Annotated in this window: 11 protein-coding genes; all 11 read right to left on the minus strand. The window is 64.6% G+C overall.

What is annotated here, in order from left to right; translation table 11 throughout:
* Position 1: 1 nt before the first annotated feature.
* Positions 2 to 1,363: a putative lipid II flippase FtsW gene (gene ftsW, locus AC5RVN_RS06240; RefSeq protein ID WP_494039428.1), complete on the minus strand. Its 1,362-nt coding sequence runs from the start codon at positions 1,361 to 1,363 to the stop codon at positions 2 to 4.
* 2 nt (positions 1,364 to 1,365) lie between these two features.
* Positions 1,366 to 2,943 (minus strand): UDP-N-acetylmuramoyl-L-alanine--D-glutamate ligase, encoded by a 1,578-nt coding sequence (murD, locus tag AC5RVN_RS06245; protein WP_494105635.1) that lies wholly within the window; start codon positions 2,941 to 2,943, stop codon positions 1,366 to 1,368.
* On the minus strand, positions 2,925 to 4,034 hold the full coding sequence (gene mraY, locus AC5RVN_RS06250; RefSeq protein WP_494039426.1) for a phospho-N-acetylmuramoyl-pentapeptide-transferase: 1,110 nt from the start codon (positions 4,032 to 4,034) through the stop codon (positions 2,925 to 2,927). The genes murD and mraY overlap by 19 nt, the downstream gene beginning before the upstream one ends.
* On the minus strand, positions 4,031 to 5,497 hold the full coding sequence (locus AC5RVN_RS06255; RefSeq protein WP_494137379.1) for a UDP-N-acetylmuramoyl-tripeptide--D-alanyl-D-alanine ligase: 1,467 nt from the start codon (positions 5,495 to 5,497) through the stop codon (positions 4,031 to 4,033). Before AC5RVN_RS06255 ends, mraY begins: the two co-directional genes overlap by 4 nt.
* 6 nt (positions 5,498 to 5,503) lie before the next feature.
* Positions 5,504 to 7,138, minus strand: coding sequence for a UDP-N-acetylmuramoyl-L-alanyl-D-glutamate--2,6-diaminopimelate ligase (locus AC5RVN_RS06260; protein WP_494137380.1), 1,635 nt, complete (start codon positions 7,136 to 7,138; stop codon positions 5,504 to 5,506).
* Positions 7,139 to 7,216: 78 nt separating this feature from the next.
* Positions 7,217 to 9,019, minus strand: a complete 1,803-nt coding sequence (locus tag AC5RVN_RS06265) for a peptidoglycan D,D-transpeptidase FtsI family protein (protein ID WP_494105637.1) — start codon at positions 9,017 to 9,019, stop codon at positions 7,217 to 7,219.
* Positions 9,020 to 9,068: 49 nt separating this feature from the next.
* On the minus strand, positions 9,069 to 9,782 hold the full coding sequence (ftsL, locus tag AC5RVN_RS06270; protein ID WP_494137381.1) for a cell division protein FtsL: 714 nt from the start codon (positions 9,780 to 9,782) through the stop codon (positions 9,069 to 9,071).
* A complete protein-coding gene (gene rsmH, locus AC5RVN_RS06275) occupies positions 9,782 to 10,771 on the minus strand; it encodes a 16S rRNA (cytosine(1402)-N(4))-methyltransferase RsmH (RefSeq protein ID WP_494137382.1) in 990 nt (329 codons plus the stop codon). The genes ftsL and rsmH overlap by 1 nt, the downstream gene beginning before the upstream one ends.
* 166 nt (positions 10,772 to 10,937) lie before the next feature.
* Positions 10,938 to 11,366, minus strand: coding sequence for a division/cell wall cluster transcriptional repressor MraZ (mraZ, locus tag AC5RVN_RS06280; RefSeq protein ID WP_494137383.1), 429 nt, complete (start codon positions 11,364 to 11,366; stop codon positions 10,938 to 10,940).
* A 377-nt stretch (positions 11,367 to 11,743) separates the two neighbouring features.
* Positions 11,744 to 12,118, minus strand: a complete 375-nt coding sequence (locus tag AC5RVN_RS06285) for an SCO2097 family morphological protein (RefSeq protein ID WP_494137384.1) — start codon at positions 12,116 to 12,118, stop codon at positions 11,744 to 11,746.
* Positions 12,119 to 12,392: 274 nt separating this feature from the next.
* Positions 12,393 to 13,550, minus strand: coding sequence for a DNA polymerase IV (gene dinB / locus AC5RVN_RS06290; RefSeq protein ID WP_494137436.1), 1,158 nt, complete (start codon positions 13,548 to 13,550; stop codon positions 12,393 to 12,395).
* Positions 13,551 to 13,620 lie beyond the last annotated feature (70 nt).

Genomic DNA, 13,620 nt, shown 5'->3' on the forward strand with positions numbered 1-13,620 from the left:
CTTAGGCACGCTTTCTTGCAGTCTTTTTCCTGGGCGCGGCCGCTGTGGCCGGCTTCGCCTTGAACTTCAGCATCCGTTTGGGCCGGATGGCCGGGGCCATCTGCTCCCGGGCCAGGGAAAGCACCACGCCGATGGCACACAGTGACATCAGCAGGGCGGACCCGCCATAGGAGATGAAAGGCAGCGGCACACCGATAACGGGCATCAGGCCTGTCACCACGGACATGTTCACGGTGGCCTGACCGAGCAGCCACACCATGATGGTGCCGGCCAGGACACGGTGGAACATGCCCTCCTGTGCCACCACCACGCGGTAGATGGCCGCGCCGAGGATGGCGAAAAGGATGAGTACGACGACGGTGCCCACCAGACCGAGTTCCTCGCCGATGATGGCGAAGATGAAGTCGTTGTGGGCTTCGGGGATCCAGCTGTATTTCTGCCGGCTTTGCCCAAGGCCCACGCCAAACCAGCCACCGGAGGCCAGGCCGTAGAGGCCGTTGGTGGCCTGGTAGTTGGCGTCGATGCCGTCGGCGCAGGACTGCCCGGTCCACCAGGACGTGATGCGGCACATGCGGTTCGAGCTGGTCACGGCCATGACACCGGCCAGGACAGCTCCGAAAAGTCCTGCAATACCGAAGAGGTAGAGCGGAGCCCCGGCAAAGAAAAGCGCGGCCGCGGTGATCATCATGATGATCATGGCCGTTCCGAGGTCGTTGCCCACCAGGACCAGGCCAACGATGATGATGGCCATAGGCACGGCGGGAACTGCCACGTGCTGCCACTTGCTGAGCAGCTTTCCCTTCATGGCCAGGACCGTGGCCATCCAGAGGGCCAGGGCGAGTTTCGATGCTTCCGACGGCTGGAAGGTGATACCGCCGAGGTCGATCCAGTTCTTGTTGCCGTTGACCTCGTCACCCACCACCTGGACGAGGATCAGGAGGACCAGCGCCGCCCCGATTGCCGGCCAGGCGAGCCGTTTGAGCCAGATGACGTTGATCCGGGACAGCACGAACATGGTGAAGATGCCGATGGCGGCAAACATGCCCTGCTTCAGGGCATCTCCGTAGGGCGACTTTCCGGCGGCAATGGATTCGACGCTGGAGGCTGAGAGCACCATCATGATGCCGATGGCGGTCAGTGCGAGGGTTGAGCCCAGAATGAGGTAGTACGTAGAGCCGTTCCGGGAGGTGCCGTTCCCTTCCAGTGCGGACCAGAACCTGCGGTACATCGTTCGGAGCCTGGCTGCGGCCGCCGCCGGCCGCGGGCCGGCTGTTGCCGAGGAACCCGGGCGTGGCTTGCCGCTCTGCTGTCCAACCGGCTGCTGCTGCTTCGCTGGCTGCTGGCGCATTGGCGTGCTGGCCATTGTTACTCCTCGCCGGTCTGTGCCTGCCCTTCCACCAGCCCGCGGACAGCTTTGATGAAGGTGTCGCCACGGTGGGCATAGGAAGAGAACTGATCCATGGAAGCAGCCGCCGGAGCCATCAGCACAGTGTCGCCTGAGGCGGCGAGCTGCGCTGCTGACGCTACGGCCCTGGCCATTACCGTCTCACCAGGTACGGAAGAACCGGATGGGACGGCGCCGGCCGCCGCGGCAGTCTGCACCATTTCAGTTTCGCCTGCGGCCGGGGTTATCACGGGGACATCGGGCGCGTGTCGCTGGAGGGCCTCGGTGAGGGCAGTTGTATCGCTTCCGATCAGCACTACGGCTTTGAGCCGCTGGACGTTTTCCCGGACCAGATCGTCATAGGTCACACCCTTGGAGAGTCCGCCGGCGATCCAGACGACGTTGCTGAACGCAGCCAGCGAGGCAGCCGCCGCGTGGGGATTGGTGGCCTTGGAGTCGTTCACCCAGAGGACACCGTTGTGGCGGGCCACGGGCTGGATGCGGTGGTCGCCGGGGATGTAGTCCTGAATGCCCTGCCGGACGGCTTTTGCCTCTACGCCATAGGCGCGCACGAGTCCGGCGGCTGCCAGGGCGTTGGCCACCATGTGCCGCGGGGCGAATGCACCGAGGTCGCTCATGGAGGCGAGTTCGGCGGCGCTGTCCTTGCGTTCGGCAATGAACGCCCGGTCCACGAGCAGTCCCTCCACCACGCCCAGCATGCTGACGGCCGGGGTGACGGTGGTGAAACCGACGGCGCGGCAGCCCTCCACCACGTCGGCATTCTCCACCATGCGCTCGGTTTCAATCTGCTCGGCGTTGTAGATGCAGGCCTTTTGCGTCTGTTCATAAACCCTGGCCTTGTCCGCCAGGTAGGAATAGTAGGAGCCGTGCCAGTCCACGTGGTCCTCTGCAACGTTCAGGCAGACACTGGCGACCGGTGAGAGGGACTGCGCCCAGTGGAGCTGGAAGCTGGAGAGTTCCACAGCGAAAACGTCGTATTCCACGGGGTCCCTGAGGGCATCGAGGATGGGGGTGCCCACGTTGCCGACGGCGATCGCCTTAAGCCCGGCGGCGCGGAGCATCGACTCGGTAAGGCCAACGGTGGTGGTCTTTCCGTTGGTTCCCGTGATGGCAAGCCAGTCGGCCGTCTTCCGGCCTTCCCGCACCCGCACCCGCCAGGCCAGTTCGACGTCGCCCCACACCGGTATGTGGGCCCTTGCAGCAGCGGCCAGGAGGGCCTGGTCCGGGCGCCAGCCAGGCGAGGTCACGATCAGTTCGGGAAGTTCACCGTCGATCCGGGGGATGCGCTGTACCGCGTCCTCGCCGAGCAGGACATCAGCTGCGCCAACGATCCTGAGGGTTTCCGCGTGGGCCTTGGCAGTATCGGTCGTGGCAGCGTCCACCACAACCACCCGGGCACCGAGTTCGATAAGGGTATCGGCCGCTGCAAAACCGGAGACCCCGATTCCGGTCACGGCTACGCGCAGCCCCGACCAGTCGGAGTCCCAGGTGGTGAGGTTTTCGAGTCGGGGGGAAACGGTCACAGCAGCACAACCCATTCAGCGTAGAAAATCCCAAGCCCGGCGGCGACGAACAGCCCGCAGAGGATCCAGAACCGGACCACCACCGTTACTTCCGCCCAGCCCTGCAGCTCAAAGTGGTGCTGCAGGGGGGCCATTTTGAAGACGCGTTTTCCGCCGGTGGCCTTGAAGTAGCCCACCTGGATAATGACGGACAGGGTGATCAGGACGAACAGGCCGCCGATGATGCCCAGCAACAGTTCGGTACGGGACAGGATGGCGAAACCTGCGATGGCGCCGCCAATGGCCAGCGAGCCGGTGTCACCCATGAAGATTTTGGCCGGTGAGGTGTTCCACCACAGGAAGCCCACCAGCGCGGCGCTCATGATGGCTGCCAGCAGCGCGAGGTCGAGGGGATCACGGACGGAATAGCAGCCGCCGCCGGCCTCACGGGGTGAGCCGCACGCCTGGTTGCTTTGCCAGATCCCCATCAGCGTATAAGCGCCGAAGACCATTACGGCGGCACCTGCGGCGAGCCCGTCAAGGCCGTCGGTCAGGTTTACGCCGTTGGTGGCGGCGGTGACAATCAGGTTCGACCACACCACGAACAGGATGGCCCCAAGGACGGTTCCGCCGAAGGCAAGGTCCAGCCAGGGCAGGTCACGGACCAGCGAAATCTTTGTGGAGGCGGGCGTGACACCGGCCCGGTTGGGGAAGTTCAGGGCGAGTACCGCAAAGATGATGCCGACGGCTGCCTGCAGGATCAGCTTTGCCTTGGCATTGAGGCCGAGGCTCCGCTGGCGGGAGATTTTGATGAAGTCATCCAGGAACCCCACAAGCCCCATTCCCACCATGAGGAACAGCAGGATAAGGGCAGACGCGGACGGGCCCGAAGAGCCCGGGTTCAGCATCAGCATGATCAGGTGCGTGAGGCCGTAGCTGAGCAGTACCGCCGCCACCACCACGGTCCCGCCCATGGTGGGCGTGCCGCGTTTGGTGTGGTGCGAGGTGGGACCGTCGTCCCTGATGAACTGGCCGTAGCCGCGGCGGACCAGAAGCCGGATGAAGAGCGGGGTCCCTACGAGGGCGAACAGGAGTGCCAGGCCCGCGCCGATCAAAAGTGCAATCACAGCAGAGTGCTCCTTTCATCGGCGGTGCTGGGGGTTTGTCGGGGTAATGCTATCCGATCGCCCAAATGGCGAAGCCCCACGCTGTTCGAGGACTTGAACAGCACCAGGTCCCCGGGCTGCAGCTCAGCGTCCAACAGTTCGTAGGCCTCTTCCACTGTTTCAGCGAAAAGGCATTCGTCGCCCCAGGACCCCTCCTGCACCGCTGACACGTACAGTGCACGTGCTTCCCGGCCCACCACCAGCAGCCGGGAGATATTGAGCCGGACCACCTGGGTACCCACGGCGGTATGTTCGCGGATGGAGTCCTCGCCGAGTTCGAGCATTGCTCCCAGCACGGCCCAGGTACGCCTGCCCCGGCCCAGGTCCGCGAGCGTCCTCAGGGCGGCCCGCATGGATTCGGGGTTGGCGTTGTAGGCGTCGTTGATGACGGTGACGCCGTCCGGACGCTCGGTGCGCTCCATGCGCCACCGGCTGGCGGCGGTCTGGCTGCTGAGGGAGGACGCTATGTCCCGCCCGGAAACACCCGCAGCCCAGGCTGCTGAGGCAGCGGCCAAAAGGTTGCCCACGTGGTGTGCGCCGATAAGGCGGCTGCTCACGTGCAGGCCGGCTTCGCTGCCCGGCAGCTGAAGATCGAATTCAGGATGGCCGGCGGCATTGGTGTCGGCGTTCACTGCCTGGACGGCGGCGTCTTCGCGGCCTTCTGCCGAGAAGCCCAGGACCTGCGCCGAGGTGCGCGCGCGCATTGCGGCCACCCGCTTGTCGTCGAGGTTTATCACGGCTGTGCCGGCCGGGGCTAGGGCCTCGACAAGTTCACCCTTGGCCCGGGCGATGTTCTCCACTCCCCCGAATTCGCCGGCGTGTGCTGTGCCGACGGCGAGCACCACGCCGATGTCAGGTTTGACCATGTCCGCGAGGTACCGGATGTGGCCAATTCCGGTAGCGCCCATCTCGATCACCAGGTAGCGCGTCTCTGTTCCTGCGCGGAACACGGTCAGGGGGACACCGATTTCACCGTTGTAGGACCCTTGCGGCGCCACGGTGTTTCCCTGTGTGGCCAGGATGCCGGCGAGCAGGTCCTTGGTGGTGGTTTTCCCGGCCGAGCCGGTGATACCCACGACCGTGAGTTCGCTGCCTTGCCTGGCGCGGGCAGCCCGGATCCTGCGCACGGCCTCGGCGGCCAGGGCGCCCATGGCAAGGACGGCATCCTGGACCAGCACCGAGGGGTAGGGTGTTCCGCCCGGTGCGGACACCGGCCGCTCCACGAGGGCAAGGGTGGCGCCTGCTGTAAAGGCAGCTGCCACGTAGTCATGGCCGTCCGCGTGCTCACCCGGCTTTGCAACGTAGAGCGAACCCGGCGTGGCTTCGCGTGAGTCCGTGACCACCGAAAGGGGCGTAATCCCGGGATCGGCGTCCAGGCGCCCGTTAGTGATTTCGGCGATCTCCGCCGCAGTAAATGCAATCATCTCGGTCTAGGACTCTATCCGGTCGTCTTGGAGAACGTTGAATCCCCTGGCTGTCAAGGCGCTGCGCAGTTCCACCCGGTCGTCGAGGGCAAGGTTGACGCCTTTGACCTCCTGCCACACCTCATGGCCCCGGCCGGCCACCAGGATAGTGTCCTCCGGCCGGGCCAACTCCACGGCATGGCGGATGGCGTCGGCGCGGGGGAAGACTTCCAGGACTTCACACACCAGGGAGTCCTTTTCCTTTGCTTCCCTGGCTCCGGCCAGGACGTCGGCGCGGATGGCGGCGGGATCTTCATCGTGGGGGTCGTCATCGCTGATGATCACGGTATCCGCGAGCCGCGCCGCGATGGCGCCCATGGCGGGGCGTTTGCCCTGGTCACGCTGGCCGGTTGCACCGAACACGACGATAAGGCGTGACCCCTGCTGCGGGGACCGTACGGCCTCGAGGGCACGGGCCAGGGCGTCGGTGTTGTGGGCAAAATCCACCACCGCGGCCGGCCGCCTGGAGACCAGCTGCATGCGTCCGGGCACCGCTACTGTGAAGGGGTCGTGCTCGTCCAGTGCCGCTTGCAGCGCGGCGGCGTCCACGCCTGCCGTCAGGACCATCACTGCGGCCAGCGCCGCATTGGCTACGTTGAAGCTGCCGGGAAGTCCGGTGTGCACAGTGAGCATGGCGCCGTCCGGGCCGCTGAGGGTGAATTCCGTGCCGAGGCCGCGCGCGGCGGTAGCCGTCACAGTCCAGTCGGCAGTGGTTCCGGCGGTCGTGGCGAGGGTGGTGACCGGCACCTCCGTGGCACCGGCGAGACGGCGGCCCCATTCGTCGTCGACCGTCACAACGGCAGCGCGGGCGCGGCGCGGGGTGAAAAGCTCCGCTTTGGTGGCGAAATAGTCGTCCATGGTGTGGTGCAGGTCCAAGTGGTCCTGCGTGAGGTTGGTGAAGCCTGCAACGTCGAAAAGCACTCCGTCCACCCGCTGGAAGGAGATGGCGTGGGACGAGACCTCCATGGCGGCGGCGGTCAGTCCCCTTTCCCGCATGAGGGCCAGCAGCGCGTGCACGTCGGTGGATTCGGGCGTGGTGAGCAGGCTCGGGATGGGGTCGCCGCCGGCATGTATCTCGATGGTGCCGATAAGACCGGTCTTCCGGCCGAGGGCGTGCAGCAGCGAGTTGATGAAGTAGGTGGTGGTGGTTTTCCCGTTGGTGCCCGTGACGCCAAACAACTGCGGCTGGGCGCCGCCCGGCTGGCTTTGATAGATCAAGGCGGACAGTGGACCCACCACGTTGCGGGGCGAGTCCACGATGATTACCGGTACCTGCACCTCGGTGGAGAGCGCGAGCAGCCTGGCTCCGGCATCGTCGGTGAGGACGGCAACGGCTCCCCCTTCGATGGCCTGCGGCGCAAAATCCGCGCCGTGGCGTGCCGCGCCCGGAAGGGCGACGTAGAGGTCCCCCTGTTCGACTGTCCGCGAGTTCAGCGAAATTCCGGTGACTTCCACTTCAGCGGCCGGACCGGGAACCGCTACGTCGATGGCATCGCCGATGCTTGCCAGCCGGACCGCTTCTACAGTTGACGGGCGGAAGCGGCTTTGGCCGGCGGGTCCCTCCGGGACGGCGAGGCTATCGGACGGATTGAGGTCAGACAAGGAATCTCCGATGGTGCTAGTGGATCGGGCCCGGCATGGATGAACCGGTGGTGCTGCTGGTTGGCTGTTGCGGGGGTGCTACTTGGCGAACTGGGGAAGCCTGGCCGGTTCGCCGGTGGACGGCTGGACATTGTAGGTCCGCAGCGCCTGGCTCATGACGGACCGGAAGACCGGCCCGTTGGTAATCCCGTAGATGCTGCCCTTGGGCCGCTGGAGTACCACCTCCACAATAAACCGCGGATCATCCATTGGTGCCATGCCCACCATGGAGGCGGTGTAGCCGCAGAACCCGGACTTGCCGTCGTCGCAGGGGGATTCAGAGGTGCCCGTCTTTGCGCCCACGCGGTAGCCGTCGATGGCAGCGTCCTTGATTTGGCCCTCCGTCACGGCGCTTTCCAGTATGTCCCGGACCTGCTGGGCCGTGTTCTCCGAGACGACCTGCCGCGACGGTGCGGCGGGCACCTTTTCCTCGCTTCCGTCCGGGGAGACGTGGGCGTCGATCAGCCTTGGCTGGAGCATCACGCCGTCGTTGGCGATGGATTGGAATGCCCGTACCGTCTGGAGGGTGGACTGGGACACGCCCTGCCCGAACAGCACGGTGTATTCCTGGCGCCCGTCCCACTGCTGCCAGGGCGTGAGGATGCCGGAGGCCGTGGCAGGAAGCCCGATGTCCGGCGCCTCGCCGATGCCGAACCTCTTCAGCCAGTCGTACCGCTGCTCCTTGCTGAGGCGCTGGCCGGCCATGACAGTGCCGGTGTTCATCGAGTAGCCCAGGATGCCCGCGAGGGTGCGCTCCTCGGTTCCGTGGGCGAAGGAGTCGCTGAAGGTTTGGCCGTCCACGGTGTAAGTGGGCCCCAGGGTGAATGAGTCGAGCGGCTTGGCCTTTCCCTCTTCAATGAGGGCTGCCGCGGTCATCATCTTTTCAACAGAGCCGGGCTCGTATGCAGCCGTGACTGCGCGGACACCGCGATCCTTGGCGGCCACCCGGCCGGGGTCGTTGGGGTCGGGGGAATTGGTGTCGGCCATCGCCACCAGGTCCCCGGTCTTGGCGTCCATCACGATGATGACGCCCCACTCTGCGTCGAGCTTGTCCGACTGGCTTTGAATGGCCTGCTGCGCAAAATACTGCAGGTCCGAGTTGAGCGTGAGCTTGATGTCCTTACCGTCCTGCGGCGCTGTGAGCTCATCCACTCCCACGGGGATGCGCAGGCCGTCGGCGCCGATTTCAAAAAGGCGTTCGCCGTCAGCGCCCTTCAGCAGTTCGTCCTGGGTCTGTTCTATGCCGGCCTGGCCAGTAGCGCCGTCGGCCAGGAACCCGATGATGCCGCCGGCGACGGAACCGTTGGGATATACCCGCTTACTGACGCCTTCGGTGACGATGCCGGGGATTTGGAGCTGGGAGATCCGGTCCTCAATGTCCGGCTTTACGTCCTTGGCAACGATGTAATAGGGCTGCCCGCCGGTGACGGCGTCCCGGACAGCGTCCTTTTCCATGCCCAGCGCGGCGGCGAGCTCGGTGAGGCCCTGGTCACGGCTGACATCCACCAGCTTCTCTTTGCCGTCCACCGTGTCCAGGCGCTTGAAGGTTTCGGTTTTGGTGTTGACGCGCTGGTCCACCACCACGTTGTAGCGGATCACGCTGTTGGCCAGCACGGTTCCCCGGGAGTCCAGGATGCTGCCTCTCTCGGCAGGCAGGACGGTCCGCTTCATCCGGCTGTTCAGTGCTGCTTCGGCCATTCCACCGACGTCCAGCCCCTGGACCAGGAAGAGCTTGCCGCCCACCACCAGCAGGAGTGTCAGCATTATTCCCAGTCCCAGCCGGAGCCGCTTTTTGGCGCTGGGTACCTTGCCGCTGCTTGCTTTGCCGGTCCTCTGCGCCACCGTGATAATTCCTTGCTGCTCGACCTTGTTGCCTGTCAGACCTGCCGCGTTACTGTCCGGGGACCTTCTGCTCGGGTGCCGGTACTGACCCTCCGTGGAGCTCTGCCGGCGGCAGGGCCGGCGCCGACGACGGCGGTGTCTGGGCAGGCGCGGACGACGGCGGTGCCTGGCCAGGCGTGGCGCCGGCGGCGGGCTTGGCGTCTGTGGGGGCGGAAGCAGCCGCAGGTGCCTGGGCGGGCTTCCGGGCTTCCAGCGGATCCTGCTTGCTTGGCGGCGGAACCACGGTTACCTGGCCTGCGACAGCAGGCGCCGGGATAACGGCGCCGGCAGCACCGTCCTTCACAGCCGGCGTGGCCTTGCCGGTGACGGTGAGGGTGGACAGGTCAATCTGGCCTTTGACGGTGGAAGGAACCATGCCCAGCTTCGTCGCCTGCGCTGCAAGGTTTTGGGGTGCTTCGAAGTTCTGGACCTGCTGGGTGAGGTCCTGGTTCTGCTTGGTCAGGGTGCTCTGCCGGGCGCGCAGTTCCACCAATTGGTACTGCGCCGTGGATACGGAAATGTTCAGGACAAGAACAGCGATCAGGGCCACGGCAAGCATGGCGAAGCAGAGCACCACGAAGGGGGCGCGGCGTTTGCGGGGAACGGTCCGGACTACGGACAGCGGGGTGCGGTTCCGGCGGGGACCGGCCGGCGAACCCGCAGGAAGCTGCTTGGCCGCCGAACCGGAAACGACGGGAAAGTTCTTGACGGCAGCGGTGCTCACTAAGCTCTCCTGGTTCGGATACGTTCCACCGCGCGCAGCCTTGCTGAGGCAGCGCGGGGGTTTTCGGCGATTTCGACGGCGGTTGGCACCTCGGTGCCTTTGGTCAGGGTCTTCAGTTCGGGTTTGTGCTCTTCCAGCTCCACGGGAAAGCCGAGGGGAGCGGAGGATTTGGATCGGGCCTGGAAAACTCCCTTGACGATCTTGTCCTCCAGGGAGTGATAGGACATGACCACTATTCGGCCGCCCAGGGCCGTGGCGTCAACGGCCGCGGGGACCGCCCGCTCCAGCACGTCAAGCTCCTCGTTGACTTCGATCCGCAGGGCCTGGAACGTCCGTTTGGCTGGGTGGCCGCCGGACTTTGCCGCTCCGGCCGGGACGACTGCGCGGATCTGTTCCACGAGCTCGCCGGTAGTGGTGAAAGGTCGGGAGGCCCGGGAGGCAACGATCCTGTTTGCTATGCGTCCGGCGAACTTCTCCTCGCCCCATTTCCGGATGATCCGGACGAGTTCCTCTTCGCTGTAGTTGTTGACGACGTCGGCCGCAGTCTGTCCGCGGCTGGTATCCATCCGCATGTCCAGGGGTGCGTCGAATGAATACGCAAAACCCCGTTCGCGCTCATCCAGCTGGAGGGAGGAAACGCCCAGGTCCATGAGGATGCCGTGTACTTCGGTCACGCCAAGGTCAGCGATGACTTCTTCGATTTCGTCATAGACCGCGTGGACCAGGTCTGTCCGCGCCTGGAACGGAGCCAACCGCTCCCCTGCCAGGGCAAGGGCTTCTTCATCGCGGTCGATGCCGATCAGGTGGAGGTCCGGGAACCGCTGCAGCATGGCTTCGGAGTGGCCCCCCATGCCCAGCGTTGCGTCGATGGCCACCGGGGTTTCGCCGCGGCTCCTGGCCGCTTCAAAACCCGGCGCCAACAAATTGATGCACCGGTCGCGAAGGACCGGCACATGGCGTTCGGACGTTGGCTTCTGTTGATCGTTCATGCCCCGTCCTCTCTCGCCGTCGCTGTCACTGGTATGGTTCTTGGCCCAGATCCCCATCCGCGCCTATCGTCGTGCCCGCCTGGCTCCGGGGAAGTGAGCCAGGTTGGCCAGCCGATGGGCCGGCTGGAGATCTCAGCCAAGACATCTGCCCGCGGTCCTGTTCCGGTCAGAGAATGCCCGGAATGGGATCATCGGTTTCGGAGAAGGCGGTCTCCTTCTCCGCGAGGTATTCATTCCAGGCCTGGGCGTCCCAGATCTCAGCGCGGGTTCCGGCGCCGATGACGGCCAGTTCCCTCCCGAGCCCTGCGTACTCCCGGAGCGCCGGCGGAATAGTCACGCGCCCCTGCTTGTCAGGTACCTCGTCCGAGGCTCCAGAAAGAAAGACGCGGATGTAGTCCCGCGCCTGTTTTGAGGAGATTGGTGCCTCCCGCATTTGCTCGTGAACCCGGGCAAATTCCTTCTCGCTGAAGACGTAGACGCAACGTTCCTGGCCTCTCGTGAGTACCAGTCCGCTGGCAAGTTCCTCGCGGAACTTCGCGGGGAGAATGATCCGGCCCTTTTCATCCAGACGTGGCGAATGCGTGCCCAGAAACACTGGCCCACCGCCTGTCCGATGTCAGGAACTGCACATCCCCTATGTTGCAACCACCCTCTTATGTCCTCCACATTACTCCACTTTCCACCACAGTCAACGTGAAAAGCGCGGGGAAGCGCTCAATTCCTGGGAAAGGCGCCCCTAAAACACGCGGAATTGCGCTGGTGGTGGGAAGTGGAGGACTTTTGGCAATTCCCGGCAGTGCGGACGCGCAAGGCGCCTGTGCCCCGAACGTATCCGCTGGCATCGCGAAAGATGGAGGGCGGTTAAACGCGAAAAGACCCGCCGAAGCGGGTCTTTTTGGCGCTAACCCCACGTTGTGGAGTGGAGCAAAGTGGTGCGGAGTGCGCTTTTGGTGTCTGCGGACGCCGGAGCCTTTAGGGTTCTCCCCTGCGCCTCTCGTCCCAGCGCTCCTCAAGGTTGCTCATAAAGGAACTCCGTTGCTTGCCGCCCTTACCGGTGCCGGGCTTGGCGGCTTTCGTTGCGGACGAATTGCTGCGCATCGTGGCGAAATAGACGCCGCCGCCCATAACAACAAATCCCAGGACGCCGACAAAAATGTTTTGGAGGGTGACTCCCACAAGCAGCAGGAAGACGCCGGCCAGCGCGCACAGGACGCCAATCACGACGTGTCTCGTAGACCACGAACGCCCGGGGTCCGATCCCATGGAATTCGCGAACTTTGGATCATCCTCGTGAAGCTGCTTCTCCAGCTGCTCAAGCAGCTTCTGTTCGTGCTCCGACAGCGGCATCACGACCTCCTTTGTAGGCCAACGTCCGGGCTGATCCCAGCCATTTCTTCTGCTCGGATAACGTCTGGTATGCCCTGGTGGTTCCCGTACCCGCCTGCTGTGGCGGTAAACGGCAACCCGGGCATGCAAACCGTGAGCGGAAGCATGTCCAGGAGAGCCTGGCAGTAAGTCCAGTCACTCCAAAACTTCGTATCTATAAGGATAGTTTGTTCAGGGCCGTTCTGAAAGACGGCAATGACTTTCCCGGCAGCCGCCAAACGGCTTATTTGCAGGCTTATTCGGAACCGCTGCCGGGCTCAAGCAGCCGGGCAGGAAGGACCGATTTTCCACCGAATTTGCGGGCTACCTGGTCTACAGCCTGCTCCGCGGCGCGCCAGTTTTCGTCCCTGCGGTCGATACTCAACTGCAGCGAGGTCCGCGCGGCCTCTTCAAGCTGCTCAGCCCGCACTCCCACCAGCCTGACAGTCATGGGCCTGTCCACGGAGTCCAGGAGCTGAAGCGCCACGGCATAGATGAGCTGCGCGCTGTCCACGGGAGTCTGGACGGTCCGGCTGCGGGTGATGGTGGAGAAGTCCGCGAACCTCAGCTTCAAGGCGACGGTCCGGGCCACCATCCCCGAACTGCGCAACCGCTCCGCCGTACGGTGCGAAAGCCGCAGCAGTTCCCGGTGGAGGAGGGCGTCGTCGGCGGTGTCCACAGCAAAGGTTTCTTCCGCGCCGATGCTCTTTTCGACCCGGACGGGTGTGACGGGACGCGGGTCCAATCCCCAAGCGAGTTGGTGGACATGAACCCCGCCCGCGCCAAGCATCTTTTTGAGGGACGAGACCGGCGTGGCTGCCAGGTCTGCGACCGTTTTGATGCCCATCCTCGCCAGGACGTCAGTGGTCTTCGCGCCAACCCCCCACAATGCGCCGACGGGCAGACTGTGGAGGTACGGAACCGTCTCGTCAGGTCCGATCAGGAGCAACCCGTCCGGTTTGCAGCGGGTGGAGGCAATTTTTGCCACAAACTTTGTCTCAGCAACCCCCACCGATGCGGTAATGCCGAGCTCCGCATCCACCCTGCGCCGGATCAGTTCGCCGATGGCCCGGGGCGGACCCAGCCTGCGTATCGCACCGCTGACGTCCAGGAACGCCTCGTCCACGCTGAGCGGCTCCACGAGTTCGGTGACGGACTCGAAGATCGTCATCAGCTGGGCGGAAACCTCGTAATACTCCTTGTGCCGGGGCTCGATCACTACCGCCTGGGGGCACATGCGCATGGCCACTGCCATTGGCATTGCGGATTTGACGCCGAAGGCCCTGGCTTCGTAGGACGCGGAGAGGACTACTGAGCGCTCCGCCGGGTAACCCACGATGACCGGCCTGCCACGCAGTTCAGGCCGCGTGCGCAGTTCCACGGAGACGAAAAAAGCATCCATATCCACGTGCATGATGCAGTTGCGCCTGCGGGGCAGGAGGCCTGCTCCGGCCGGCTCGATCGTCCCAACAGGTGCCACGGCT

Source organism: Arthrobacter sp. sptzw32 (genome assembly GCF_059089735.1).

What these genes read in the sequence shown, in the direction of transcription:
- ftsW (WP_494039428.1), bottom strand. Translation starts at nt 1,363, where the DNA reads ATGGCCAGCACGCCAATGCGCCAGCAGCCAGCGAAGCAGCAGCAGCCG.
- AC5RVN_RS06285 (WP_494137384.1), bottom strand. Translation starts at nt 12,118, where the DNA reads ATGCCGCTGTCGGAGCACGAACAGAAGCTGCTTGAGCAGCTGGAGAAG.
- murD (WP_494105635.1), bottom strand. Translation starts at nt 2,943, where the DNA reads ATGGGTTGTGCTGCTGTGACCGTTTCCCCCCGACTCGAAAACCTCACC.
- dinB (WP_494137436.1), bottom strand. Translation starts at nt 13,550, where the DNA reads ATGCACGTGGATATGGATGCTTTTTTCGTCTCCGTGGAACTGCGCACG.
- AC5RVN_RS06255 (WP_494137379.1), bottom strand. Translation starts at nt 5,497, where the DNA reads ATGATTGCATTTACTGCGGCGGAGATCGCCGAAATCACTAACGGGCGC.
- rsmH (WP_494137382.1), bottom strand. Translation starts at nt 10,771, where the DNA reads ATGAACGATCAACAGAAGCCAACGTCCGAACGCCATGTGCCGGTCCTT.